The following is a 25,066-nucleotide window of genomic DNA, read 5'->3' as shown; positions in this document are numbered from 1 at the left end:
GGCCGGACGGAACCGCTCGGCCGCCAGGGCCGGCCTGACTGAGATTGCAGGGAGCTCCAGAGCCTGTCAAGCGGCAAATTTTTGCCGCTTTGCGGATCCTCCTCTTTGTGTAAAGTGACTCCGCGACGGGTGCCGTCACGCCGGCAGCAGTGTGACGAGACGGACACCCGGGCGGTAAGCAGGGAGGAGGACCTGAGCAGTGACAGTGAACTCGGCCTGCGAAACATGGGGGAGTGACAGGCGGAAACGTCCGCCCTGCCGAAACGCAATGATGCGTGGTCCGGCATCCCACAGCTCCCGGCATACTGGGTCGCGCAGCGCCGTTGTCAGCAGCCCCGTGAGCGTCGGGTCGTCCGGCGTCCGGATGAGAGCGAACCTCAACTGGGCGAGGTACAAGGACGCCTGCCGCTCCCAGTCCACTATCCGGTCCCGGGCCTCAGCGCTGTCCAGGACCCACCGCATGAGATTGGCCTGCGGTGCACGGACCCAAGGAAACCACCGGGCCATAAGGTCGTTGTAGGCGATGAGGTTCCACGCGTGGTCGATGAGATAGGTCGGAAACGTTGTCTGCGCGTGGACGAACTCCGTGAGCCGGTCGAACCTGCTGTCACTGTTCTTCGCCGGCTGTTCGTCCGAGACCTCGCTCAACCGGTACCAGTACAGCGCCGTACGCTCGTCCGGTCCGAGCAGCAGTGCGTCCGCGAGACGGGTCAGCGTGTCCAGGGTCAGCGGGACATTCGCCCCACTCTCTAACGAGCGATACCAGCGCTCGCTCACGCCCATCCGGTGAGCGACCTCTTTCTGGGGAAGCGCCTTGCTGCGGCCGAGTTTCTTACCCGCTTCGAACCGCCAAGCGCGCAGCAGTCCCGGGAGATCGGCGAATTCCAGTTGGTATTCGACCGGTTCGGGTTCCTCCGGCTCGCATCGCCCGGTTCTTGCTTCCCCCAGTCCGGTGTCATGCGTCTCGGGTATGCCTGATTTATTCAGTTCAGTCATGCTTTCCCCCGTTCGTGCTGCGTGACCGCAAGAACTAACTCTAACCGGATCCGTCACCGCTCTCCCAGCCGCAGCCGGCCCGAATGCTGTCGGGCGAACAGCGTTCGACCAGCGGCGAGAAAACAACACGAGAGAGAAACACAACCGAAGGGAAATCGATTGCCATGGCATGCAAAGCGGAACCCGGAAGCCGCCGCGTGGTAGTGACCGGAGTAGGTGCGGTCACCCCGCTCGGCGTGGGCGCCGGGACACTGTGGGAAGGACTCCTAGCTGGCCGTTCGGGCATCCGCCCACTGTCCGCACCGGAGTTCGCCGGCCTCCCCGTCCGCATCGCGGGCACGGTGCCCGTCGACCCGGCTGACCTGCTGCCCGGGCCGCAGGCACGGCGAATGAACCGGGCCGCCCGGTTCGCGCTCATCGCGGCCCGCGAGGCATGGCGGGACGCGGGCTTAGCCGAAGGCGGAACCCGCGACAGCGGGGTCGATCCACAGCGCGTCGGCGTGAGCGTCGGCACCATCATCGGTGGCGCGCACGTCCTCCTCGACGGCGACAGAAAACTGCGGGAGCGCGGCGTACGGGCCGTTCCCCCGCTGACCGCGCCCATGACGGTGCCGTCCCAGGCGGCCTCGCAGATCTCACTCGACCTGCACATCACCGGGGAGGCACGCACCGTCGTCAGTGCCTGCGCCTCCGGAACCGAGGCCATCGGCCAAGCCATCGACCGAATACGGTACGGACGGCTCGACATCGTGCTCGCCGGCGGAGCGGAGGCCGCCGTGACGCCCGAGGTCATGGCCGCCTTCACAGCGATGCGCGCGCTGTCAGGCCGTAACGACGAACCCGAAAACGCATCTCGCCCGTTCGCCAAGGACCGAGACGGCTTCGTGAACAGCGAGGGGGCAGGCCTGCTGGTCCTGGAGTCGGAGGAACACGCGCTGGCCCGCGGCGCCCGAATATACTGCGAGGCCGCCGGCTGGGGCCTGTCGGCCGACGCACACCACATCGCCGCGCCCGACCCGGCCGGCCGCGGGGTTGCCACCGCGCTGCGGCGTGCTGTGGCGGACGCCGGCGCGGACACCGGGGACGTGATGCACATCAACGCACACGCCACCGCGACCATCGAGGGCGACCGCGCGGAGGCGACCGCACTGCGGACCGTCTTCGGCGGCCCGGACGGCACCGTCGCCGTACCGGTCACCGCACTCAAGGGACACCTCGGGCACCTCCAGGGGGCGGCCGGCGGGGTGGAGGCCGTGGCGACGGCCCTGACCCTGCACCACGGGATCATCCCGCCCACCATCGGTTGTGACGACCTCGACGACGCGATGCCGCTGGACCCAGTCAGGATCGTCGCCCGACCCCTGCCATCCCACGGTGACCTGGCTCTGTCCAACTCGTTCGGCTTCGGCGGCCACAACGCGGTCCTGGCCCTGCGCCGCCGCTAACCCGGCGGCGCACACCGGTGTATGGGGGACGTGACCATGAGGCGATCACTGTCCCCCTTACACCGGTCGATCTCTTCCTGCAAAGGTACTCCAACGTGTCCACATGAGGCGGTCCAGTGGGGGTGGTAAGCCAACGGCAAGTCCGTGCTGCTCGAGGCGCTGATGCAGATCCTCGGCGACTACGCCAACGCAGCGCCGCCCGGCTTCCTGATGGAGAAGGGGAAGTTCACGACGCGGGAGGGCCTGCAGGGCGACGTTGGTGACCTACCCTTGGCGCAGGAATTCCCGCAGGTCCGCAGCTACAGCCGTCATCCCTTCACCGGCTTCGAGTACGGTCGTCACCGTGCACTTCCAGTCGCCGGGAAAGAAGCCGGACCGAAGCGTCCAGTCCAAATACACATGACCTCCCGAGCCGAAGGTCGCCGTCACCACCAGGTGGGTGTTGATCCAGACCCGCTCTCCATCCCAGCCACGGAAGTCGCGCGCGAGGCCGTCGAAGAACTCGCTCATGTCATCCCAGACGGTGACGGTCACGTTCTCCAGCCGTGCACGCACACCATCAGCAACGGCCTCCACCACGCGGGGGGTCGGGAAGCGTACCGCCGGCCCGCACCGCCGGCCCCGAACCGGACCTGGAACTGCCGCGCCCCAGTCAGGACGTACGGCACCGAGCTGGTGCGCGACGCCCTGATCGAGAGCGTCCAGAGCCTGCCTGCTCACCCGAAGCGGTCACTGACCTGGAACCAGGGCAGTGAGATGGGCCGCCACCGCGAGTCCGCCGTCGCTACGGACATCCCGGGCTACTTCTGCGACTCGGCCAGTTCCTGGCAGCGCGGGTCGGAAGCCGACCTCTCAATATCGTGGACCGCAGGCCGGTGGCTCTACTCGGCCGTGCTGGCCTTGCCAGTTGGGCGTTCGGTCTGCTGGAAGATGTCTCCTCCGAACCCGTCCCAACCGACGGTCATGGTCTTCGACGACAGCGCGTAGACCCGCCCTACGGTCCGATCAGTATCGCCGTCATCGCATTTGAGTCTGAGGACCCACAGTCCGTCCTCTTTGGAGGCTCTACCTCGACAGTGGTGTCCGCTGAACAGTTCGACTTTCCGGTCATCGATGAGGAGTCGCGCGAAGCTTCCGCGGTCGAGATGGACCCAATTGCCGTCGAGTGGCGGCTCGGCTCGGCCATTGGTGCCACGAGTGCCGGTCGTGTCGGACAGGCTGTCCGAGTTTGCCGCCGCAGTCGACGTAGGCTTCGAAGAGGGCTTCGCCTCACCGGACTTCGTACCACCGCATCCGGACAGGACGACGACTGCCGTCACGATCATCCCGGCGACCTTGTGCACTCGCTTGATCACGTCATCCTCTCGAAGGGCCGGCAGCCCGAACTCACGGGAGGCGGCAGGGCAGCAGCGGATTATAACTTTCGGGGGAGCTCATGATCATGTTGTTGGCAGGCGTACGCTGCACCGTCGTCCTGCGGCTCGGCCCGCTGTGTCCCGTCCCCGCGGGGTGGGCCTGCGACCGGCCGCCCGCGCCGAGTTGCTGCTTGTCGTGCGCCCCGTGCGCCGTCCCGGTTCGTGCCGTAGGTTCCTGGCCGCGCGCCATCGTGCGGTGTGCGCTGCATGACCTGTATCCCGTCTGCCGGCCGGCAGAGGAGGCGTTGTGGTGAGCGGTGCTGGTGTGAGGCGGTCACACGGGCGCCGGGGAGCGGAGCCGAGGGCTGCTCGGCGGCCGTGGCCCGGGCGCTGGTCGGCGGTATGTGGCTTCCCGGCTCGGCGGGAGGAGTCCTTCAGTTCGTCCGGGTGCTTCATGGCCCTCCCGCTTCCTGCTCGCCTCGTCGATGACCTGCTGAGCCGGCGTGCTGGTCGCCCGGCTGGGCGATGACGATCTGCGAGTGGTTCGCGTCGGTACGGGGCTGTGCGGTGCTCCTGGGCCTCATCTCGGACCGCCGTGCTGCCGCCTCCACTTCCCAACTCCCGCGCCGCCGCTCGCCGCCCGTCTCCGCCCGGCAGCGCCGCCGAGCGGCCTGCCTCAGTCACCTCCGCCGCCGGCCTGATGTCCGGCCGTCCCCCTGCCGCGCCCGCCACGGCCGCCTCTGCCTCATTCCTCGGCCCTACTAGGCCGTCACAGGGCCCGTCCCGGCCGCGGGCTGCGCCCGGCCGCCGGCCCGTCTCCGTCGGCGGCCTCGTGCCGGGCGGCGGCGGCCTGCCGCTGTGACCCCGGGTCCCGCCCGCCCTGTCGGCCGCCGGCCACTACTGGCCGCCGCGGCCCGGCCGCTACGTCGGCCGCCGTCGGCTGTCGGCCGTGAGCCGTCGTGCCATGGGCTGCCGGCTCGGGCGCCCGCCGGTTCCTGTCGCCGCCGTCCGCCCGTGCCCGCCGTGCCCGCGCGTGCCGCCTGTCGCCGCCGTCCCGCCGTTCTCGGTCCTCGGCTGCGCCGAGCCGCTGCCCGCCCTGCGTCCCAGGCCGGCGAGCTGCCCGTCTCTGCCCGCGTCGGCCAAGACGGCCGCCCGGAACCCGTCCCACTTCGGCTCGCCTGCCCAGCCCGGCTGCAGATCCGGCGTGGGTACGGCAGTGCTCAGCATCGGCCCCGGCAGCTCCACGTCACATCGGATCCTTTCCACCGGCCGCTGCCCTGCCTCCTACGACCGGCCCTCGGTCAGCTGGCTGGCGGCCTTCTGGATCCACAGCAGCGTCCACCCGACTCCGGCCCGCCATCCGGGCTCCGAGCTGTCGTCGTGGCCATCTGCGTCGGCCCGGATGTTGGCCGCTAGGGTGCGCAGGTCCTTCTGTAGGCCCTGCCGCCGGGCCGTGTCCGCGGCCTGGCGCATCTCGTCAGTGATCTCGAAGGGGTACTTGTCACTCATCAACCCGCCTTGGACGATCACCCTCGATGATGGCCATACCGCGCGGTGTTCAAGCTGGCCGCTGTGCGGCGAAGCGCTAGTCAGCAGGTGATCGCCCGTGGCAGGCTCGTGTTGTCCACGCGAGGGGAGCATCGTGACGAAGGGCTTCGCGGAGACAGAAAACTTCCGCGAGCGTGTAGAGAAGCGCGGGCCGGCTCCGACGTCCCCTGTGAGAGTCGCCCACCAGAGGCGGCCCGGGCCGAAGGAGCGGACTCATGAAGTACCTGGTGATGGTGCAGGGCACGCAGGCGGACTACGAGGCCCAGGCGGGCAAGCCCAACGCCGGTCTCCCCGCCTGGAGCGACAAGGATATGCAGGCGATGTTCCAGCACATGGGGGCGATCAACAACGACCTCGCCGAGACGGGTGAGTTCATCGATGCCCAGGGGCTGGCCGAGCCTGCCAGGACCCGCCTCGTCAGCGCCGGCGCGGACGGCAAGCCCGTGATCACCGACGGGCCGTACGGCGAGACCAAGGAAGTGATCGCCGGTTACTGGCTCCTGGAGTGCGAGAGCCTGGAGCGGGTCACGGAGATCGCCGCGCGGGTCACCCAGTGCCCCGTTCCCGAGGGCGCGAACACGTACCCCGTCGTCATCCGGCCGCTCGGCCAAGCGTGAGCAGGGGAGACGTTTGAGACGTCCGGGCGAGGTCGAGGATCTGCTGCGCCTGCACGCGCCGCAGGCCCTCGGCGCGCTCGTACGCCGGTACGGGCACTTCGACGCCGCCGAGGACGCCGTGCAGGAGGCGCTGCTGGCAGCGGCCGGGCAGTGGCCCGAGTCGGGGGTTCCGGACAATCCGCGGGGCTGGCTGATCAGGGTCGCCTCGCGGCGGCTCACGGACGCGCTGCGCAGTGATCAGGCGAGGCGGCTGCGTGAGGAGAAGGCGGCGGCGCTCACACCGCGCGACGCCTTCACCGTGCCGCCGCCCGGGCCCGATCGTGCGCCCTCCGAGGACGACACGCTGACCCTGCTCTTCCTCTGCTGCCACCCGGATCTGCCCCCGCCCGCCCAGATCGCGCTGACGCTGCGGGCCGTCGGCGGTCTGACGACGGCCGAGATCGCCCGCGCCCATCTGGTGCCGGAGGCGACGATGGCCCAGCGGATCAGCCGGGCCAAGCAGCGGGTGAAGGGCACCTGTTTCGGCCGCCCCGATCACTGGGAGGAGCGGCTGCCCACCGTCCTCCACACGCTTTACCTGATCTTCAACGAGGGCTACACGGCCACCTCCGGAGCCTCCCTGCAGCGGGCCGAACTCGCGGGCGAGGCTATCCGGCTGGCCCGTACGGTGCACCGCCTGCTGCCTGGCGACTGTGAGGTCACAGGCCTGCTCGCCCTGATGCTCCTCACCGACGCCCGCCGCGCCGCGCGGACCGGGGCGGGGGGCGAACTGATCCCCCTCGACGAGCAGGACCGCGGGCTGTGGGACAAGGCGGCGATTGAGGAGGGCGTGGCCTTGGTGACCTGGGCTCTGTCCCAACGCCGCCCTGGCCCCTACCAGTTGAGGGCCGCGATCGCCGCCGTCCACGACGAGGCGGACTCGCCCGACAGCACCGACTGGCCCGAGATTCTCGGTCTCTACGACGTCCTCGTCCACCTTGTCCCCAGCCCTGTCGAACGCCTCAACCGTGCCGTGGCCATCGCCATGGTCCACGGACCGAAGGCTGGTCTGGCCGAACTGGACCCGCTCGCAGCGGAGTTGACCACAGGCCACCGCCTGGACTCGGTCCGCGCCCACCTCCTGGAACGCGCCGGCGACCCCGAGGCCGCCCGGGCCGCCTACGAGTCAGCCGCCGCCAAGACCTTGAGCCTCCCCGAACAGCGCTACCTCCGGGCTCGTGCGGCCCGCCTCGGCGACATCACTTAACGTGTCGCTCATGCCCGAGCTGACGCACATCACCGAACGCCCCCTCTGAGACGCGGCCCGCTTGACCGGCACGTACGAGATGTCGACGCGTGGCCGCACTCTCAAGGAGGAGGGCTTCGTCCACTGCTCCACCCGCGCCCAGCTCCCGCGCGTGGCGGCCTTCCTGTACGGCTGACGCCCGGAGGGGAGAAGTACCTCTCCTTCGCCGCGGCATGGCAGACGGAGGAGGGCGGCTACATGCACCAGCAGAGCACCCTCACCCTCGCCCCCGCCCTGACCGACTCACCCACCGGACTGCTCTCCTGGAAACTGGAGAAGTACCGCGCGTGGAGCGACTGCGCAGGCGACCCGGCCACATGCTCCAGCGACGATTTCCTCGTCACCCAGGCGTCCCTCTACTGGTTCACCACAACCATCTCCACGTCCTTCCGCCGGTATTACGAGTACGCGCACCACCTGACCCGGCGGGTACGACGGGGCGAGGCACCCACCGCCCCGCGCCCTGTTCCCTGCAGACCTCGCCCAACCGCCACGGAGCTGGGCCGAGTAGACGTACCACCGCACGCGCTACGCGTACATGCCCCGCGGCGGACACTTCGCCGCCCACGAGTCACCCGCCCTGCTCGCCGCCGACATCACCGCGTTCTTCCGGGACCTGCGCCCCGCCACCCACGGGCCACTCGGCAGGACACGTGATCCGGGTCGGCGATGGTGAGGAAACAGTCCGGTGAGGGAAGCCCCAACGTCGCCGGTGGCCCGGCTCCTGGCCTACGACCTCGACGCGTCCGGCCGACAGTACCTGCCGGCCCCTGTCCTGCAGTCGCGCCGCCCCCACCCGATGCGCCCGTGCCGCGCCGCCTCCTGTCCGTGCCCGCCGCCGCCCTCCGCGCCGCTCCCCGGCCGCCCGGCGAACCCGCGCCCGTCCCGCCGTGCTGGTGCCGGCCGCTGCGCCCGCGCCACGTCGGCCACTGGCCACCACGTTCGGCTGTCGGCCGTGAGCACCGTCGGGTTATCGGCTACCGGTCCGGGCGCCCGCCGGTTCCTGTCACTACCATCCGCCCGTACCCGCGGCTGGCTTCCTGCCGCCGAGTCCATGCGCCTGTTGCTGCCGCCCCGTCGATCTCGGTTCTCGGCTGCGCCGAGCCGCTGCCGGCTGTGCGCCCCGGGCCAGCGAGCTGCCGCAAGCCGGCCGCGTCGCTGCGGCCGCGCGCCGGCCTCCCGGTCGCCCCCGCCGGTGCCATGCTTTCGTCCTGGGCCGCCCCCTGTTCCCGCGCATCCCGCCCGCGTGGGCCGAGCTGGCTGTGCCGCTCCCGCCACCGCCTCCACCTGGCTGCCCCGCGGCCTGCGCCGCCTCCCCCCGGGGCTTGTCCCCGCCTGCTGGCCGTCCGCCGCCCGGCCGCCCGACACCGGAAGGCGCCCGGCTGGCCATCCTCGTGCTGGAGGCCCCGCCCGAGCGGGCGCTGCCGGGCGGACTGGCCTTCGAGCAGAAACCGGACGGCTACCGCGCGGTGCTCTTCGCGGGCCCTGGTCGCGCGTACCTGCAGTCGAGGTACGGCGCCGACCTCAGCAGTGCTTTCCCTGAGATCACGGCTGCCGGCCGGGCCCTGCACGCACCGGTGGTCCTGGACGGCGAGTTGGTCGTCGCCAAGGAGGGCCGTCTCGACTTCGGCCGGCTTCAGGCCCGTGTTCGCCGCCGCGGCGCCGGTGCCCGGCAGGCCGCCCGGACCGCGCCGGCGTATCTGATCGTGTTCGACGTCCTCGACACGGCCGACGGCCCGCTGATGGAGGAGCCCTACCGGGCGCGGCGCGCGCTGCTGGAGGAGCTGTTCGCCGAGGGGGTGCTGGTCGCGCCGTTCGTGCTGTGCCCGGCCACCACCGACCGGGCGACCGCCGAGGACTGGCTCGACCCGGTGTGGGGCGCGGCCGGCATCACTTGACGACAGACCCTAGTCGGGTGACGGGGCTTCAGAGCTGGAGCCCTGTGTGCCGCACCATTCGGTCAATGCCTTACGGGCCGCGTCGATGCGATGTTCAGGTGACTCGTCCGAGATGGCCCATGCGATATAGGCGTCTGGTCTGACCAGAACGCTCTTTTTGGTAGCGCCCTTCGGGGATACGATCTCCACCTCGTCGGCCCACTCTGTGATCAGTGAGGGGAAGCGCTCCGTGCCGGACGGTGTGACAAGGACAAACCGTCGCTTACGGAGGGCTTCGTAGAGTCTGCGTCCGTCGCTGAGGGGGACGTCAGGTGCCCGCTTCCCGACAAGGGGATGCGCGCCGGCCGCGGCGGCGTAGGAAATGTCGATTCCCGAGATTGCCATGGCCAGCCGTCGGGCCACTGGTCGGGTTTGCAGCACCGTACGCGCTGACAGGTCACGGAGGCCGCACAATGCCCGTGGTGTGGTGAGGACGCCGCGGAGCAGTGCCCCGCTCATCCGCAGAACCCGGCGTCCCACCGGGTGCCGTTCGTTCTGATAGCTGTCGAGCAGCGTGTCTGGTGCGCGGCCGCGCTGAACGGCTGCGAGTTTCCAGCTCAGGTTTGCGGAGTCCTGGATGCTGGTGTTGAGGCCCATGCCACCGGCCGGAGAATGGACGTGGGCGGCGTCACCGACGAGGAATACTCGGCCTACTCGGTAGCGGGGTGACTGGCGTTCGTCGCTGTGGAATCGGGAGAGCCAGCGAGGGTCGTGCATGCCGAAGTCGCTGCCGAGCGCCTGGCGGGCGACGTCTTTGATTTCTTCCAGATCGACCGATGCGTCGTCGGGCATGGGGTGGTGGCGATTCCAGGCCATGACCCTGAACCAGCCGTCGCCGAACGGGACGACAATGGCGAAGGCGTCTCCGGTCGCTGCCACGGTGGGCGGCTTCTTCGGCGGATCAGCCATCCGGACGTCTGCGAGCATCATGGAGCGAACGGCGGAGCGCCCGGGGAATGGGAGGCCGAGGGACTGGCGCACGCAGCTGTTTCGTCCGTCTGCGCCGACGACGAAGTCTGCGCGCAGGCTGTGTTCAGTGCCGGCCGGTGTCTTCACGGTGACGTCGACACCGCTTGGGTCTTGCTGGACGCCAGTCACTTCGTGAGCCCGCATGATGTTCACGCCGTGTGTCAGGGCGCGGGACAGGAGCAGTCGCTCGGTGTTGTACTGGGGCGTCACGAGCACGTGAGGGTAACGGGTCGGCAGGTGCGACAGATCGATCCGCAGAAATTGCAAGATCGGGTTGCGGAGGCCGGTCAGAAGCAGGTCGTCGGCCAGGCCGCGGGCGTCCAGTTGCTCCATCGTTCGGGCGTGAACGGCGAATGCGCGTGTCAGCTGGGATTCCCCTTCTCGCCGTTCCACCACGGTGCAGCGCACTCCGGCCTCGGCCAGGTCACCTGCGAGCAGCAACCCCGCTGGACCAGCACCGACGACCAGCACCTCAACGTCGGATCCCATGTCCTGCCCTCCGCGTGTCACAGAACGAGTAGTAACGACCCGTGATCACCTGGCTTCCGCCCGCCACCGGGGGTGAGGTTCAGGGCAGGTGGGTGACTGTGCCCGGAGTTCGCTCGGGTGGCGTAACCGGTGAATTCTCCTGACCGCAAGGACCACCGTACGAGACAGACCACCGCCTCGCCTGTCAGGCAACGATCGTTCCACTCGTACCGAAACGGTGGTTCCACACGCGCTGAATCGCCGCCCCGCAATTAACGTTGACCTCATGCGGCGCCGCTTTCCCGTCACATCCCGGAGGCGTGATGTAGGGGCCCGCGAGCGGACATCGAGAGGAGCGCAACCATGCCCTTCGCCACCGCCAAGGACGGCACGCAGATCTTCTACAAGGACTGGGGCTCGGGCCAGCCCGTGCTCTTCTCCCACGGCTGGCCGCTCACCGCCGACGCCTGGGACCCCCAGATGAAGCTCATGGTGGACAACGGATTCCGCGCCATCGCTCACGACCGGCGCGGTGGCGGCCGCTCCGGTCAGCCCTGGGACGGCAACGACCTCGACACGTACGCCGACGACCTGGCCGCGGTCATCGAAACCGAAGACCTGCACGACGTCATTCTGGTCGGGCACTCGACCGGCGGGGGCGAAGTCACCCGTTACATCGGCCGGCACGGCACGGCACGGGTCGCCAAGCTGGTCCTGCTCGGCGCGATCCCGCCGCTGATGCTGAAGACGGAAGCCAACCCCGAGGGCCTGCCGATCGAGGTGTTCGACGAGATCCGCCAGGGTGTGCTCACGGACCGCTCGCAGTACTACAAGGACCTCAGTGCTCCGTTCTACGGTGCCAACCGTGAGGGCTCGACCGTCTCCCAGGGAACGCGCGACGAGTTCTGGCTCTGGAGCATGACAGTCGGCATCAAGGGCGCCTATGACTGCATCAAGGCGTTCTCCGAAACGGACACGACCGAGGACCTGAAGAAGGTCGATGTGCCGACACTGATCGTGCATGGCGACGACGACCAGATCGTGCCCATCGTCTCCGCGGGCGCCAAATCATCCAAGATCGTCAAGGGCGCGCAGTACAAGGTCTACGAGGGCGCACCTCATGGCCTTGCGATGGTGCCCAAGTACGCCGAGATCTTCAACAAAGACCTGCTTGAGTTCGCGCGGAGTTAGCGGCGGCTCGCACCCCGTTGAATGGCAGCACTGCCGCTGGAGCTGCTGGGAATCGGCGCTGTGAATTGGCCGCCCGGGAGGGCCGGCTCATCGCCCGACAGGCCGCGCGTTGGCCGCATGCGCAAAGGGCATTCGCCAGCCGGCCACCCCAAACCTGCGTTAGGCAGCGGCGGCGATCGGCGGCGCCCCCGAACCAGGCCCGGACAACTCCGTCAGGAGCGGCTGAATCTGGCTCGGCGGCCGGGTTGATCGGTTCGCCGTGTCAGCCGACCGGGCTTGCGCCCTGCTGGAAGACGTTGATGAGATTTCCGTCGTTGTCACGGATCGCGGTCGAGATACTGCCGTCGCCGAGGTCCATCTGTTCCCAGACGGTCGTCACCCCCAGATCATGGAAGGTGCGGGTCACCGTGTCGAGGTCCTCGACACGGAAGACCAGGGCCTTGTTGCCGATCGGGCGGATGTGGGCGGGGGGCTCTGCCGTCAGTTCAGGGATCCGCACACCGTTTGCGGGCTGAAGGAGCTCCAGCCGAAAACCGGGCCCCTCCAAGAAGGCGACGTCCGCTCCGATGGCGTCGAAGCGGGACTTCGCCACCAGGGTGAGGCCGAACACCCGATTCCACCACTGGATCGACGCGTCGAGGTCACTGACGGAAATCGTCACATTGTGAAGGCTGTAGGTGAAGAGCGGCTGTGGAGGGCTGGTCATGGTGATCGCTTTTCGTTGGGCGTGTGCAGTCGTTTGCGGAGGGGGCACGCGAGACCCTTGCGCAGTCCGCCCCGGCGCTTCCCTGCCGTGCAGCGGAACAGTCTGTACCTGCCAGCCGCCGCTCCGGTGCCCGTTGCAGTAGCGAATCCAAGGCTCGCAGTTCGAACGTAAGTCATATGGACCGTACAGTCAAGAACGTATGTCGAATGCGTTGCGAAGTCAGTGGATCAATGCAAGCGCTCGCCGCGCCGTCGGCATGCGAAAGAGAACCGCGAACAAGGTCCTGTGGGGAACTCTGCAGAGCCCGCCCGCAGCGCTCGTGTGAAACGGTCCGGCGCCGTCGGCTGCCAGAGCGTCGTCCGGCCATGGTGAGGCGCAGTCGATGGCGCAGCCGCACGGCCGAAGAGGGCCCGCTCAAAGGCATGACCAAAGCGCTGGGGCGGCAACTGTGCTGGGGCGGGCGGCCGGGCCACTCGTGGGAACGTGCGAAGGGCAGGTGTGCTGGACGCTCGCGCGCCGATCCCAGGCGGGCCCACCCTGGTCGCTGCTTGTCGGCGTATCACCTGTGGACGATGCCGACCCGCAGGATGTTCAGTGCCGGGACAGCTGCTTGAGGGCGGCCTGGCCTATTTGCAGCAGAGCTGAGCCGTCCATGTCGGTCTTGGCGAGAAACTCGATGCCCTGCATGACGGCGAGGAGCAGTCGCCCGAGCTCCTGGGCGTCCGCGCTCGGTTCGACCGTCCCGTCGTCCTGGGCTTCCTTCACGCAGGCGATCAGAAGATCTTCGACCGCTTGATAGGTGGTCCGGGCTCGGGAGACTACATCCGGATCGTTGCTGTGCAGCTCGGACGTGCTGTTGACCAGAAGACAGCCGCGGCGCTGCGGGTCCTCCGTGAATCCCTTGGCCACCCCCTCAACGAGCAGGGTCAGGCGCTCGAAGGGCGTCCCGGGCCCGGTGAGGACCGCTCGGACGCCGTTCAGCTGTTCCTCGCGGTAGCCGTCCAGTACGTGCAAGAACAGCTGCCGCTTGTCACCGAAGGCGCCGTACAGACTTCCCTTGCCCAGTCCGGTGGCGTCCGTCAGGTTCTGCAGCGATGTAGCCGCGTACCCCTGATTCCAGAACTGCTCGCGCGCAGACTCCAGTACCTGGTTGTCATCGAAATTCCGCGGTCGTCCCATGGCCACAGCATACGTTCTTCTTGACCTATCGGTCCATATCGTCGGGCACGCAGCACGGCCCCGGTCGCTCGCGGTGACGCGGGAGGACCTGGGCGTTCCCCGCCTCGCCGCCGTGGGCGGCCGCCGTGCAGGGTGAGGCCGGGCGACAGGGGGCGCGCAATGCATGGCTCTCCGTCAGAGGTGCCCCCGCGTCCTCGCGGACAGGTCTGCGCCGGCCGCCCGGTCGCGCCTCGACAGCGTGCCCGTGGTCACGTTTTTGTCCGTGCGGTCCACAAGGGGGTTCTTTACCGTATAGTCCATAACCGGGCCCGGGGTCATCCGCTCCGGACTGTAAAGCCGCAGTGACACTTGGTGCACGACTTCTGGCGTTCGCACCGGACAGGGGTAAACGATCATGGGACAGCTTGACGGGAAGACGGCAGTCATCACCGGAGGCAACAGCGGAATCGGACTGGCCACCGCCAAGCGATTCGCACGTGAAGGCGCCCACGTGTTCATCACCGGCCGCCGGCAGGAGGCCCTCGACGCCGCGCTGGCCGAGATCGGCGGCGAAGCCACCGCCGTCAGGGGCGACGTCGCGGATCTCGCGGACATCGACCGCCTCTACGCGGCTGTCGCCGAGCGAGGCCAGCCCATCGACGTGCTGTTCGCCAACGCGGGCGGCGGTGAGTTCGCTGCTCTTGAGCAGGTCACCGAGGAGCACTTCGATGCCACCTTCAACATCAACGTACGGGGAATGCTCTTCACTGTTCAGAAGGCCATTCCGCTGCTCAACGACGGCGCGTCGGTGATCCTGACCGGATCGACTGCCGCAACCTCAGGCGGCGCCGCCTTTGGCGTGTACGCCGCGTCCAAGGCCGCGGTCCGTTCCTTCTCGCGCACCTGGGCCAACGAACTAAGCGGCCGCGCGATCCGGGTGAACACCCTGGTCCCCGGCCCGATCGTGACCCCGGGCATCAACGGCCTGGCTGCCGATGCCGACCAGGCCGCACAGATGAGGGACGCCTTCGCCAGTCAGATTCCGCTGGGTCGCATGGGGCACCCGGACGAGGCCGCTGCTGCCGCACTGTTCCTGGCCGGCAATGAGAGCAGCTTCGTCACCGGATCCGAGCTGTTCGTGGATGGCGGACTCAACCAGATCTGATCGTCGCAAGAGGATGCGCTGTGCCTGTCCCGGCGAAGACGACAGTCACCCTGTCCGCGTCGCGATCACACCGAACGTAACGGGCGGGCGCAGCCACGCCAGCGTGTACGCAAACGATGGCCTCCGGAACCTGAGGTTGATCCCTGGGAGTGGACACCGGGTTTCATGCGACGAGTGACAGCGTATGTGAGGTGGTCAGTTGCTGTTCGCACTCGGCTGGTGTGAGGTAGCCGAGCGCGGAATGCCGACAGCGCCGGTTGTAGTACGACAGCCAGCGGAACAGCTCCAGCCGAGTCTGTGCCTGCAAGGTCCAGTGCCTTCCGTGGAGCAACTCGCGCTTGAGGCCTTGGAAGAACGCCTCGGCGAGGGCATTGTCGTAGCTTGAGCCGACCCGGCCCATGCCGCAGCGGATGCCATGTCGGCGGCAGACATCGGCGAAGGCGCCCGCGCTGTATCGGGCGCCTCTGTCCGTGTGGAAAACGACGCCGCGAACCCGGCCGCCGCGGGCGGCCACGGTCATCTCGATCGCGTCGGTGACCACCGAGGTGCGCATGTGATCGGCAGTCGACCAGCCCACCACCTTCCTGGAGCAGCTGTCGATCACTGTGGCGGGATAGGGCCACGTCGAGCCGACGGCTATGTAAGTGATGTCGCCGCACCACCTTCTATTCAGCGTGTCCGCGGTGAAGTCGCGCATGACCGAATCCGGCGCGGGCGGCGCGGTCCTGTCCGCGATCGCCGTCGGCTCCTTCTTCCGCAGGTGCCGGCCGACGACGTGGTTGATCCGCATCAGCAGGGTGCGCGCTTGCGGCTGATCTTCCGTCCCCTCGCACGCAGTTCAACATGGACGCACGGAGCCCCGTACGCCCCCTGGTGTCGGCGTGGATGGCGCGGATCTCGCTCACGGCCCGCCTCTCCCCGGCCCGCCGCTCGGCGTGGGCCTGCTCGGTGGCCAGATGGCGGTAGTAGCCGGCACGGGACGCTCCGAGCACCCGGCAGATCCGCTGCACGCCGAAGTCGGCGCGGTTCTCGGAGATGAAGTCCCGGCGGTGGGGGCTCACTTCACCTCTCGGGCGAAATAGGCCGCTGCCCTGCGCAGAATCTCGCCTGCCAGCTGCCACCCTTGCTCGGCCTTGAGTAGCCGGGCGTCCTCCGCCCGCGGCCGGGCCGGCTCCTCCGCCGCGTTCCCTCCGCCATCGCGGTCCTCCGGCGCGGCATGGGCCTCATCCTTGCGCGCCCTGGTCCGAAGCGACTCGGCGGCGATGCCGAGATCCGCGGCCACCGCCCGTACGTCCGCTTCCCGGCCGCGGCGCGGTACAGCGCGACAGCGTTCTGCCTGGACGCCTCCGGCTACGGAGACCTGCGTCCCCCCTGGACATCCCTCCCTGAACCATCAAGATCCATTGTCGGGGTGTCCACTCGAAAGGATCAGCCTGACTTGGCGACCTGGCCGGCCGCGCGGTCACCGCATTGGCACAGCTCGACGATCTCGACCTTGAACTCCGGCGTGAACGAGCGGCGAGGACGCGGCTCCCGGAGGGCTGTGGGCGCCCTACTACAACGAAAGATCGGTGAGGACCAGCACACGCTCATAGGTGTAGTCCGCCATGGCGAACTTCACTCCTTCGCGGCCGACACCAGACTGCTTGACCCCGCCGTAGGGCATCTGGTCGGCGCGATAGGAGGGCACGTCGCCGATCACGACGCCGCCGACTTCCAGAGCCCGATGTGCCCGGAAGGCAGCCTGCAGGTTGCGTGTGAACACCCCTGTCTGCAGCCCGTACTTGGAGTCGTTCACGGCCGCGAAAGCCTCCTCCTCGCTGGACACCTTGAGTACCGTCAGAACTGGCCCGAAGATCTCCTCGCAGGCCAGGGTCGTGTCTGCCGGAACATCCGCGAGGACCGTAGGCGTGTACGAGGCGCCCTCCCGCTTGCCGCCCGTATAGAGCGAGGCCCCGGAACCGACGGCTTCGTCGACCCATGACTCGACGCGGCGCGCTGCGTCCTCACTGACAAGCGGACCCACATCAGTTCTGTCATCCGAAGGGTCCCCGGTGACCTGAGATTCGACGGCTGCGACGATACGCGGCAACAGCCGGTCATACACCGCGGCGTCAGCTATCACACGCTGCACAGAGATACAGGACTGTCCGCCCTGGTAGTTGGAGAACGTAGCGATGCGCGCGGCGGCCCGGTCAAGATCCTCGTCGCTCGTGAAGTCCGCCAACACCACGGCAGCACCGTTCCCGCCGAGCTCCAACGTGCAGTGCTTTCTGGGAACGGAGTCCATGATGGCGTACCCGACCCTCTCGGAGCCGGTGAACGAGATGACGGGCAGGCGCTCGTCCTGCACCAGCCCCGGCATCCGGTCGTTGGCGACCGGCAGGATGCTCCATGAACCGGCCGGCAGTTCGGTCTCGGCAAGGAGGTCACCGATGATCAGGCCCGAGAGCGGAGTATCGGGCGCCGGCTTCAGGATGATCGGGGCGCCGGCCGCGATAGCCGGGGCGACTTTGTGGGCGCACTGGTTCAGCGGGAAGTTGAACGGCGTGATCCCCAGCACAACGCCCTTCGGGAAGCGGCGGGTGAGCGCCAGTCGGCCCTGGCCGCCGGCGTCGGTGTCGAGCCGCTGGGCCTCACCGCTGTTGAAGCGGCGGGCCTCCTCCGCGGCGAAGCGGAACACGGACACCGCACGGCCGACCTCTACGCGAGCCCACTTGATCGGCTTTCCGTTCTCCGCGGAGATGAGCTGCGCGATCTCCTCGCTGCGCTCCATAAGGCGCTTGCTCACGTGGTCGAGCGCGGCGGCACGAACATATGCGGGAGTAGCCGCGAAATCATCGCGAACGGCATACGCCGCCGCCACCGCCTCCTCCACCTGCTCGTCGGTGGGCACACCGACCTCTCCGATGAGCTGACCGGTCCAGGGGGAGGTAACAGCCAAGGTCGTCTCACCGCTGGCCGGACGGCCGGCGAGCCAGAAAGCGCGGGTGGAAATCATGTCCGGTCATGGCCCTTTACGTCTGAAGGTGCGCTGACGTTCGTCCGCCAACCGCTACACCGTAGGACCGCCGAGGTGACGGACGACTTGTACGTGGTGTAGTGATCGCATGCACGCGCATGCCCGAAGGTAGCCTTGAGTCCGATCGCCCATCCCTCGGCCGGAAACTCGGGTCTGATGCAGGTTCGGGTGACCGCCCGTGACGGTGAAGGGGAGCGGGCGGCCGGCGCCGTCGCAGGCCAGGTGAGCCTTGCTGGTCAGGCCGCCTCGGGAGCGTCCGAGCTCCGGGTTGCGGAGCCCCCTTTTCGGGCGCCGGCGGCATGCTGGTGGGCGCGGACGATCGCGGAGTCGAGCAACACCGACGACCGCACCCAGTTCATCACCGTGATGGAGGCGATCCGGGTGCCCAGGATGGGTCCGGGACGGCCCCGGGTGCGGCCCTCACACGTCCTGCGCGACAAGGGCTGCCGAAGACACCGCGGTTGAGGTCAACTCCTCCCACGTCGCTCCGGTGTCCCACCCGGATGCGGTGACAGATCTCGTCGACGGGGCCGCGACCGAGCAGGTATCCGGCAAGGCGGCTGCTCAGCTGGCCAGTACGGGCGAGTCGTACACGACCAGCCTGGGCGGCTGCTGCCATGACGGCCCTCGGGACAGGACTTCTTGATTCTTGTTGGTCTGCGCCGCAAGCGCGAACGCTCCTGACGGCTCTCCCGTCCGTTGTCGTGCCGGCAGGCCGAGACGACCGAAGGACGGGCCGCTGCCGACGGGGCCCGCGGCCCGTCCTTGGTACTCCAGCTGTGGATCGCGATTTTCATGTCTGGGCGGCTTGTCGCTGATAGTGGCTGGCCTGGGATCGAGCCTGGGGACGGCGTCGCCAGTGGGACCAGTCGAGCCGGTGGGCCGTGCCCTGGATGGGCCGGACGACGAGCACGGTGAACAGGCGCTGGATCTCGTTGCAGGTGAGCGGTATCAGTCCGTCCGGCTTCGGGTGGCGGGCGTGTTCGTCAGCGCGGACGACGGTGAGGAAGGCGTGGGCGAGCATCGCGAGGGTGACCCAGCGGTGCCAGGACGTCCAACGTCTGACCTGGTGTTCGTCCAGCCCAGTTAGGCCCTTGCCGGTCTGGAAGGTCTCCTCGATGGTCCATCTGCGTCCGGCGACGTGCACCAGGGTGGACAGCGGTGCCGGGGCGGCTGAGTAGCAGCGGTAGAAGGCGAGTTCGCCGGTGCGTCGGTTGCGCCGGACGAGCAACTGGTGGTGGCCAGGTCGGTCGTCGGCGAGGTCGGCCAGGGCCCAATCGTAGAAGCGGTGCCCCTTGGCCCCGGCGCCGGCGGAGAGTTTCTGCCAGGCTCTCCGCGGCAGCTTCTTGATCAGGGCGTCGGCGCGGAACGTGCCCGCGTGGGTGGTGATCTGGTGGTCACGGGCGACGGCGAGTACGTAGCCGACCTGCCGTTTCTCCAGGGCGGTGGGCAGATGCGGGTTGGCTCCGTAGACCTCGTCGCCGGCCACCCAGGATGCGGGGATGCCGACGTCCAGCGCGCGGTTGATCATACGGACTGCGAGGGCTGGTTTCGTGGCGAAGCTGACGTCGTCGGGTATTCCGGCGGCCCGGCAGCGGGCTGTGTCCTCGGTCCACGAACGCGGGACATATAGCTCCCGGTCTATCGCCGCGTGCCCGAGCGGAGTCGAATAGGCAAGGGAGACGGCGACCTGGGAGTTCTCGATGCGCCCGGCGGTGCCGGTGTACTGGCGCTGTACCCCCACAGTGCCCATGCCCTTCTTCAGGTTGCCGGTCTCGTCCACGACCAGCACTGCATCCTCGTGGTGCAGGTACTCGACGACGAAGCCGCGGATGTCATCGCGTACCGCGTCGGCATCCCACTTGGCCCTCGACAGCAGGTGTTGCAGACCGTACGGGTTCGCGTCCCCGACCTGCTCTGCGAGTGTCCAGCAGTTCTTGCGCGGCAGGTCCGACAACAGTCCGAGCACGAACGCCCGTGCCCGGCGCCGGGGTTCCACCCGGACCAACCGTCCCGCGATACTGCCCGTCAGGGCCTCGAACGCTCTCTGCCAGCGGGCAGGATCTATGCTGTGACCTGCGGCCACCGCCTGATCTTCTGTCTTCACACACCGATGATCACCGGTGGCCGCACCCGTTCCCTGACCGGCCCGACCAGCAAGATCAGGATCTGGGCCCGAGAACCAGCTCTGGAGTTGAATCGGCTGATGGACATGTCCTCCCCTGAGATCCGCATGCCCGTCAGCGAGGTCGTCGCAGTACTGCAGGACCTGAACGAGTTCGTCGTTTCCCTCGACCGGCTCGGATCCCGCCAGGCATCCGGAACCGCCGACGAGTACACCGTCGGCACATTCATCGCCGACTGGGATGTCGCCCGGCGATTGGCCCGTGCCCGACGCGTCATCAGCGTCGCGCTGGATGCACAACTGAGCGAAGAAGACAACGCCGAGATCGACGCGTTGTGCGACCAAGGCCGCTTCTACGGCACGGACAGCAGCACCAGCCCCTCCTCTGACCAGTCCAGCTGAGACAGCAAGGGCATCGGACCGGACCAATCGAGACCGGGATCAGTTCGGCCCGGGACCTGATAGCCGACCAGCAAGATCACGGTATACAGCTGGAGTATTAGGCTTACACGCCGCGGTAGACGAGCTTTGTGAAGAGGTCCGGACCTATGAGGCCCTGCCCCCACTTGGCGTCGAAGGGCTGGGTGGGCTTGGCCGCAACGATCTGTTCGACTGTGAGGCCCTGATGCTTGAGATCGGCGACGCGGTTGCGAATGGAGACAAGCATGTCGCGGTACTGCACCAGATCGGCGCGTTTGCCGATGGGACCGTGCCCGGGCACGACGATTGTGTTCGCATCCACCATTGCGATGTTCTGATTGGCATCCTGAATCATTCCGTCAATGCTGCCTCCGGTCTCCCAGTCGATGAACGGGTAGAGACCATTCCAGTATGTGTCACCGGTGAAGAGTACGTTCGTCTTGGTGAAGTATGCGGAGAGGTCACCATTCGTGTGACCGGGAGGGCTGTAAGGGCGCAGCTGCACCGGCTGGTCACCGGCGCTGAACGTCTTTTCCGAGGAGACGGTCACAGTCGGACGAGCGCTGGGCGGGATCGGAGTGAAGGTGTGCGACCACTCCTCGACCCGGATGGTGCTGCTCAGGTCGCGCAGAGTGTTCGGCGTGGCAATTATTCTTGCCCCGTACTCGTGGGCCCAGCTGTTTCCGCCCGTGTGGTCGAAGTGCCAGTGTGTGTTCACCAGGTCTCCGATATGGGAGACCCCCAGGTTCTTGAGGGTCTTTTCCATTTTCTGGCGAGATACGGCCACGCCGGCGTCCACCATAAAGGCACCATGATCACCCGTCGGCAGCACGCCTATATTGCCGCCCGACCCCTGAAGCAGGTTGATATTTCCCCTCAGTCGGGTGACGGTGATGGGGTCCCGAGCGGCGGCGGCATTGATCACATCGTACGGATTTTTCTGCTCGTTCTGCGCACTGAGCACGCCGAGGTTTCCCGGTTTGAGCGTAGGCGGCGCAATGATGTCGTAAGCACCGAGCGGGTGGGCGTCATCCGAAGCGAGCGCCGGCGACGCACTGAGTGCGCACGCCGAGACGACCGCGACGGTCACTGCCACCCCGGGCGTTTTTGTCTTCCGCTTCATGAGGAGTGCTCCTCTCATGAACCCGGTTGCCCACTCACCGCGCGCCGTGGGCACACTCGAGCAAATATGACCAAAACGTACCCATCACGCTAGCGGCTTGACGCCGGGGCTGCAGCCGACAGGGTGCCCACACCAGGCGAGAGCGGGACCGGCGGACTCACCCAGCCCAGGTGGGAGAACAGCGTCGGCCTCATGGCCGGCGGCGGACGGAGCCGGAGCGGTGCACTTGGGGAGGGCCGTCCGATTGCCGTGGTTCTTGGCCTTGCCATCGTCAGCCGGTGTCGGCGGCGTCGCAGATGTCGATCCCCACGTAACCGGGCACGGCAATCACCCGGCCCGGCCTGTCGGTTGCGCGGCATGCCCAGACGTCGTCAACCTCTCAGGCACGCATTCCGGAAGCAGCGAGCCTCGACGATGAGTGACCGGGACCTGCCGGTGCCCGAAATGCTTCAGCGAGCCGTTCGGGTCCATCCTGGTGCGCGCCATGCGTGCCCGTGTTGGCAGGCCAGGCCGAAGCCCCGGCTGGTCGCCGCCGTCGGGGCGCGTCGGCAGGATGCGGCGCGGGGAACCGCCGCGCCATCTGGCGCCAGGCAGGCGCAGAGTTGCTCGATCGTTGCGAGGCGGTGGCGTTCGCGGTGCCGCCCTCGGTGCCGGCCGAACTCCTCCCTACGCCACGAAGAAACGCAAGGCGCTCCTGCTGGAAAAGCCGCTCGGCTCGGACCTGACGGCGGCCCGGCGGGTGGCGGCAGCAGTCGCGGAGGCGGCTGCGACCGCGCAACTGGTTCTCCAAGCGCTACCACCCCGCCACCCGCGCCTTCCTCACGGCTGCCCGCCGTCTCGACGTCTCCGGCGCCCGCTCCCCACTACCTGCACGGCGCTGTCCTGAGCGGTGAGTTCGCCACCGGCTGGCGTCTGGGGCACGGCGCGCTGCTGGACCTCGGTCCGCAGCTGCTCGACCTGCTGGACGCCGCCGTCGGCCCGCTCACCACGGTCCGCGGCACCGGGGACGCCCGCCGATGGCTCGAGCTGACCCGCGAGCACGAGAACGGCACCGTCACCCAGGCATCGCTGTCCGGCGCCGTGAAGGCGCCCGAAGTTCTGACCCATGTCGAACGCTTCGGCCCCGACAACTCGTCGACGTACGAGACCGCGGGCATCGAACCACGAGGTATGCCGACCGGTTCGTAGCGAGAGTCGCGCGGACCGCGCCGCTCATGCCGCGTCCAGCGACTCCAGCCGGAGAAACCGGCGACCCTGGATGGAGGGGTATGTCCCGGCGGAGGCATGCCGATCGGCAGGGTGCCGCCGGTTCCGTCCGCGACGCTGGTCGCCGGGACGGAACGCCGGCCAGCCCCGGCAGATGACCTACCCACTACGGGCCGCGCGTCCCCACCGCGCCGGACCTCGCTGCCCGGGTACCCGCCTCTCGGACCGTCTCTCGCAAGCTGATGTTGTCGCGCCTCACGAGATGTGCTGCGCCTCGGTGCTGATGACTTGAGGTGCGACCGTTTGGTCGCGGGCTTAGCGTGAGGACAGGCACCATGGAGGCAGCGGATTCGGTACGCGGGGCTGCCTCTGTCGGAAGAAGGGGCCGTCCGAGCTGCCGAGGCTCGCGAAACTGCGAGGACCCCCAAGCGGCCTGACAGGCGACGCGAGCAAAATGGCGTGAATATGTCTGACCATCACCTATGGAACGTGCATCTCGCACAGCAGGCTGTCCAAATTTCGCCAGCTCCTTCTCGGCGTGACATACAACGGCCGACAGGTGAAGAAGGTTCTGACATGGTCGCAGTCAGCGATGTCGCAATCATCGGGTCCGGTCCTTCCGGATACACCGCGGCGATCTACGCTGCTCGGGCGGGCCTGGCGCCCCTCGTGTTCGAGGGTTCCATCTCCGCCGGTGGGTCGCTGATGAACACGACGGACGTCGAGAATTACCCGGGCTTCCCAGAAGGCGTCATGGGCCCCGACCTCATGGACAAGATGCGGCAGCAGGCCGAAAGGTTCGGGGCCCAATTCGTCACAGACGATGTCGCCAGTGTTCATCTTGAAGACGATGTGAAGACTGTGCTCGATACGGCACGCACCCAGTACGCCACCCGCACGGTCATCCTTGCTACTGGCTCACGATACCGGGAGCTTGGGCTGCCGAGCGAAAAACGCCTTTCCGGCAGAGGAGTGAGCTGGTGCGCTACCTGCGACGGCTTCTTCTTCAAGGGAAAAGACGTGGTCGTAGTAGGCGGTGGCGACTCCGCCCTGGAAGAAGCGACCTTCCTCACGAGGTTCGCCAACTCTGTCACGGTCATCCATCGGCGAGACGCCTTTCGAGCATCCAAAATAATGCAAGATCGAGCAAAGCGCAACGAAAAGATCACGGTGCTGTGGAATCGGCAAGTGGTCGACATCGTGGGCGAGGATAAAGTCACCGCCGTCAGGTTGCGAGACCCCGACGGACAAGAAGAGGAAGAATGGCCCACCAGCGGCATATTCGTGGCAATCGGACATGAACCGCGGACCGAACTCGTAAGAGGGAAAATAGCGCTGACGAGTGCCGGTTACATAGCGGTGGACGGACGCTCGTCGCGTACGAACGTGGATGGTGTATTTGCCTGCGGTGACGTTGTTGACCACCAGTACCGTCAGGCAATAACCGCGGCAGGATCTGGCTGCAGCGCCGCATTGGATGCGGAACGCTATCTGGACGCTCTCAAAGACTGCCAGAGTTGTGAGGAAGCTCGGGTGGAGGCAATGGCCGTCGCAGAACTCGTACGTTAGCGATAGCGACGTACCGTCCGTTTTCGTGAGAATGGTTGGGTCCGAGTCCCCGGAGGACGGCGGTGACGCCGTGCAGGCCAGCCGTCGCAGGCGGGACGAGTGGGCGTCAGCAAGGGGCCGGCGACCCCTACTGCCGCTCGTACCGCCGCGGCGGGAAGCTGCTTGCCTGCGGTGGAGGCGGCGCGGCGCAGCTGCGGCTGTTCCTGTGCATGGCCCGTCCCGTAGGCGGAGGCAGTTCTGCCGGGACCCGGCCGGTTCGGCTCGTCCTGACGCCTCTTGGTGCGCCGCGAGGTTGGGGGCCGAAGCGCGGGTCACCGTAGCGTTCAGAGGTCGGCGGAGGAGGGGCGTGCGCGGGCGGGTGCCGAGCAGGACCTCGACCAGGACGTCGGCCTTGGTCGAGATGAGGGCGATGCCGGGGGAACCGGGCGCCCGGATCGTCCTGCCTGCCGGTTCCCGCAGTCCGCCCCTGGCGCCGTGGTCGTCCCTTGCGGCGCGCCGGTCCCGCGGTCCCGCTGGAGTGCCGGTCTCCTCCCGTCCCCGGCTCGCCGCCAGTCCCGACCCCGTCTCAATTCCGTGTGCCTGGAGGCCCCGAGCCTCGCGTCGTCCGGCTTGTCCGTCCTGCGGCTCACCGTCCGCGGTCGTCCCCACCGAGCCGCCCGGCTGTCCCTCCGGCTCGGCTGCCGACCCGCTCCCGCCGTCCGCGCAACTGGCAGTCACCCGCCGCGGATCCCGCGCTGTGTGCCGTCTCGCCCCGGCCCGCG

General features: G+C 67.9%; 18 protein-coding genes and 6 pseudogenes. 12 read left to right on the top strand and 12 right to left on the bottom strand.

Translation table 11 applies throughout. The features are described 5' to 3' along the window. Positions 1-135: 135 nt before the first annotated feature. The gene (locus AB0946_RS27800; protein ID WP_366763371.1) at positions 136-996 is read right to left on the bottom strand and encodes a helix-turn-helix domain-containing protein; all 861 of its coding nucleotides are present in this window, start codon (positions 994-996) and stop codon (positions 136-138) included. A 164-nt stretch (positions 997-1,160) separates the two neighbouring features. Between AB0946_RS27800 and AB0946_RS27795 the strand changes: the two genes are divergently transcribed. After that, positions 1,161-2,441, top strand: coding sequence for a beta-ketoacyl-[acyl-carrier-protein] synthase family protein (locus AB0946_RS27795; protein WP_366763370.1), 1,281 nt, complete (start codon positions 1,161-1,163; stop codon positions 2,439-2,441). 264 nt (positions 2,442-2,705) lie between these two features. Here AB0946_RS27795 and AB0946_RS27790 read toward each other — a convergent pair whose 3' ends face one another. Continuing rightward, positions 2,706-3,020: a DUF6228 family protein gene (locus AB0946_RS27790; RefSeq protein ID WP_366763368.1), complete on the bottom strand. Its 315-nt coding sequence runs from the start codon at positions 3,018-3,020 to the stop codon at positions 2,706-2,708. A gap of 69 nt (positions 3,021-3,089) precedes the next feature. Here AB0946_RS27790 and AB0946_RS27785 point away from each other — a divergent pair. Further along, positions 3,090-3,281 (top strand): annotated as a pseudogene (locus AB0946_RS27785) (IS30 family transposase); the annotation flags it as partial. A 41-nt stretch (positions 3,282-3,322) separates the two neighbouring features. Here AB0946_RS27785 and AB0946_RS27780 read toward each other — a convergent pair. Together AB0946_RS27780 and AB0946_RS27775 are read right to left on the bottom strand one after the other, a co-directional pair. Beyond that, complete coding sequence (locus tag AB0946_RS27780; RefSeq protein ID WP_366763367.1) at positions 3,323-3,796, bottom strand: hypothetical protein; 474 nt, start codon at positions 3,794-3,796, stop codon at positions 3,323-3,325. 1,284 nt (positions 3,797-5,080) lie between these two features. Continuing rightward, positions 5,081-5,305 carry a hypothetical protein gene (locus tag AB0946_RS27775; protein WP_366763365.1) on the bottom strand — a complete coding sequence of 75 codons (225 nt, stop codon included), beginning with the start codon at positions 5,303-5,305 and terminating at the stop codon, positions 5,081-5,083. Positions 5,306-5,559: 254 nt separating this feature from the next. Here AB0946_RS27775 and AB0946_RS27770 point away from each other — a divergent pair, with 254 nt between their 5' ends. The 4 genes and pseudogenes from AB0946_RS27770 to AB0946_RS27755 all read left to right on the top strand — a co-directional run bounded on the left by AB0946_RS27770 (position 5,560) and on the right by AB0946_RS27755 (position 9,144). After that, complete coding sequence (locus tag AB0946_RS27770) at positions 5,560-5,961, top strand: YciI family protein (RefSeq protein ID WP_366763364.1); 402 nt, start codon at positions 5,560-5,562, stop codon at positions 5,959-5,961. A 13-nt stretch (positions 5,962-5,974) separates the two neighbouring features. Continuing rightward, a complete protein-coding gene (locus AB0946_RS27765) occupies positions 5,975-7,207 on the top strand; it encodes a sigma-70 family RNA polymerase sigma factor (protein ID WP_366763363.1) in 1,233 nt (410 codons plus the stop codon). A 10-nt stretch (positions 7,208-7,217) separates the two neighbouring features. Further along, positions 7,218-7,379: pseudogene (locus tag AB0946_RS27760) on the top strand (DUF952 domain-containing protein); the annotation flags it as partial. A 1,192-nt stretch (positions 7,380-8,571) separates the two neighbouring features. Further along, entirely contained in the window at positions 8,572-9,144 is a 573-nt protein-coding gene (locus AB0946_RS27755; RefSeq protein WP_366763362.1) for a hypothetical protein, read from the top strand. Positions 9,145-9,153: 9 nt separating this feature from the next. Here the strand turns inward: AB0946_RS27755 and AB0946_RS27750 are convergent, their stop codons facing one another. Further along, a complete protein-coding gene (locus tag AB0946_RS27750; RefSeq protein ID WP_366763361.1) occupies positions 9,154-10,641 on the bottom strand; it encodes an FAD-dependent monooxygenase in 1,488 nt (495 codons plus the stop codon). 342 nt (positions 10,642-10,983) lie between these two features. Here AB0946_RS27750 and AB0946_RS27745 point away from each other — a divergent pair, with 342 nt between their 5' ends. Continuing rightward, entirely contained in the window at positions 10,984-11,811 is an 828-nt protein-coding gene (locus tag AB0946_RS27745; RefSeq protein ID WP_366763360.1) for an alpha/beta hydrolase, read from the top strand. 262 nt (positions 11,812-12,073) lie between these two features. Here AB0946_RS27745 and AB0946_RS27740 read toward each other — a convergent pair whose 3' ends face one another. Together AB0946_RS27740 and AB0946_RS27735 are read right to left on the bottom strand one after the other, a co-directional pair. Beyond that, complete coding sequence (locus AB0946_RS27740; protein ID WP_366763359.1) at positions 12,074-12,472, bottom strand: VOC family protein; 399 nt, start codon at positions 12,470-12,472, stop codon at positions 12,074-12,076. Positions 12,473-13,108: 636 nt separating this feature from the next. Next, a complete protein-coding gene (locus tag AB0946_RS27735; RefSeq protein WP_316768582.1) occupies positions 13,109-13,696 on the bottom strand; it encodes a TetR/AcrR family transcriptional regulator in 588 nt (195 codons plus the stop codon). 394 nt (positions 13,697-14,090) lie between these two features. On the opposite strand from AB0946_RS27735, the gene AB0946_RS27730 reads away from it, so the two are divergent. Then, positions 14,091-14,840: an SDR family oxidoreductase gene (locus AB0946_RS27730; RefSeq protein WP_366763358.1), complete on the top strand. Its 750-nt coding sequence runs from the start codon at positions 14,091-14,093 to the stop codon at positions 14,838-14,840. Between the two features lie 163 nt (positions 14,841-15,003). On the opposite strand, the pseudogene AB0946_RS27725 reads toward AB0946_RS27730, so the two are convergent. From AB0946_RS27725 to AB0946_RS27715, 3 genes and pseudogenes are all read right to left on the bottom strand, one after another. Further along, a pseudogene (locus AB0946_RS27725) lies at positions 15,004-16,160 on the bottom strand (IS3 family transposase). A 235-nt stretch (positions 16,161-16,395) separates the two neighbouring features. Continuing rightward, positions 16,396-17,841: an aldehyde dehydrogenase family protein gene (locus AB0946_RS27720; RefSeq protein ID WP_366763357.1), complete on the bottom strand. Its 1,446-nt coding sequence runs from the start codon at positions 17,839-17,841 to the stop codon at positions 16,396-16,398. Between the two features lie 213 nt (positions 17,842-18,054). Continuing rightward, positions 18,055-18,203: pseudogene (locus AB0946_RS27715) on the bottom strand (IS5/IS1182 family transposase); the annotation flags it as partial. Between AB0946_RS27715 and AB0946_RS27710 the strand changes: the two are divergent. Then, positions 18,196-18,303: pseudogene (locus AB0946_RS27710) on the top strand (IS5/IS1182 family transposase); the annotation flags it as partial. The pseudogenes AB0946_RS27715 and AB0946_RS27710 overlap by 8 nt on opposite strands. Positions 18,304-18,655: 352 nt before the next feature. On the opposite strand, the gene AB0946_RS27705 reads toward AB0946_RS27710, so the two are convergent. Beyond that, a complete protein-coding gene (locus tag AB0946_RS27705) occupies positions 18,656-19,930 on the bottom strand; it encodes an IS701 family transposase (protein WP_366763440.1) in 1,275 nt (424 codons plus the stop codon). Between the two features lie 3 nt (positions 19,931-19,933). Between AB0946_RS27705 and AB0946_RS27700 the strand changes: the two genes are divergently transcribed. After that, a complete protein-coding gene (locus tag AB0946_RS27700) occupies positions 19,934-20,389 on the top strand; it encodes a hypothetical protein (RefSeq protein ID WP_366763448.1) in 456 nt (151 codons plus the stop codon). 103 nt (positions 20,390-20,492) lie between these two features. Here the strand turns inward: AB0946_RS27700 and AB0946_RS27695 are convergent, their stop codons facing one another. After that, the gene (locus AB0946_RS27695) at positions 20,493-21,530 is read right to left on the bottom strand and encodes an MBL fold metallo-hydrolase (RefSeq protein WP_366763356.1); all 1,038 of its coding nucleotides are present in this window, start codon (positions 21,528-21,530) and stop codon (positions 20,493-20,495) included. Between the two features lie 531 nt (positions 21,531-22,061). Between AB0946_RS27695 and AB0946_RS27690 the strand changes: the two are divergent. Continuing rightward, positions 22,062-22,713, top strand: a pseudogene (locus tag AB0946_RS27690) (gfo/Idh/MocA family oxidoreductase); the annotation flags it as partial. 599 nt (positions 22,714-23,312) lie between these two features. Further along, positions 23,313-24,305 carry a thioredoxin-disulfide reductase gene (trxB, locus tag AB0946_RS27685; protein ID WP_366763355.1) on the top strand — a complete coding sequence of 331 codons (993 nt, stop codon included), beginning with the start codon at positions 23,313-23,315 and terminating at the stop codon, positions 24,303-24,305. The last annotated feature ends 761 nt before the right edge of the window (positions 24,306-25,066 follow it).

Origin of the sequence: Streptomyces sp. NPDC046870 (assembly GCF_040704595.1) — a bacterium.
Lineage (GTDB): Bacteria > Actinomycetota > Actinomycetes > Streptomycetales > Streptomycetaceae > Streptomyces > Streptomyces argyrophylli.
The sequence above is the reverse complement of the archived record's forward strand: the minus strand, read 5'-3'. Positions and strand labels throughout refer to the sequence as shown.

Excerpts from the sequence above, each read along its gene's own strand:
- AB0946_RS27735 (WP_316768582.1), bottom strand. The coding sequence starts at position 13,696 with ATGGGACGACCGCGGAATTTCGATGACAACCAGGTACTGGAGTCTGCG.
- AB0946_RS27770 (WP_366763364.1), top strand. The coding sequence starts at position 5,560 with ATGAAGTACCTGGTGATGGTGCAGGGCACGCAGGCGGACTACGAGGCC.
- AB0946_RS27775 (WP_366763365.1), bottom strand. The coding sequence starts at position 5,305 with ATGAGTGACAAGTACCCCTTCGAGATCACTGACGAGATGCGCCAGGCC.
- AB0946_RS27795 (WP_366763370.1), top strand. The coding sequence starts at position 1,161 with ATGGCATGCAAAGCGGAACCCGGAAGCCGCCGCGTGGTAGTGACCGGA.
- AB0946_RS27750 (WP_366763361.1), bottom strand. The coding sequence starts at position 10,641 with ATGGGATCCGACGTTGAGGTGCTGGTCGTCGGTGCTGGTCCAGCGGGG.
- AB0946_RS27800 (WP_366763371.1), bottom strand. The coding sequence starts at position 996 with ATGACTGAACTGAATAAATCAGGCATACCCGAGACGCATGACACCGGA.
- trxB (WP_366763355.1), top strand. The coding sequence starts at position 23,313 with ATGGTCGCAGTCAGCGATGTCGCAATCATCGGGTCCGGTCCTTCCGGA.
- AB0946_RS27695 (WP_366763356.1), bottom strand. The coding sequence starts at position 21,530 with ATGAAGCGGAAGACAAAAACGCCCGGGGTGGCAGTGACCGTCGCGGTC.
- AB0946_RS27720 (WP_366763357.1), bottom strand. The coding sequence starts at position 17,841 with ATGATTTCCACCCGCGCTTTCTGGCTCGCCGGCCGTCCGGCCAGCGGT.
- AB0946_RS27730 (WP_366763358.1), top strand. The coding sequence starts at position 14,091 with ATGGGACAGCTTGACGGGAAGACGGCAGTCATCACCGGAGGCAACAGC.
- AB0946_RS27745 (WP_366763360.1), top strand. The coding sequence starts at position 10,984 with ATGCCCTTCGCCACCGCCAAGGACGGCACGCAGATCTTCTACAAGGAC.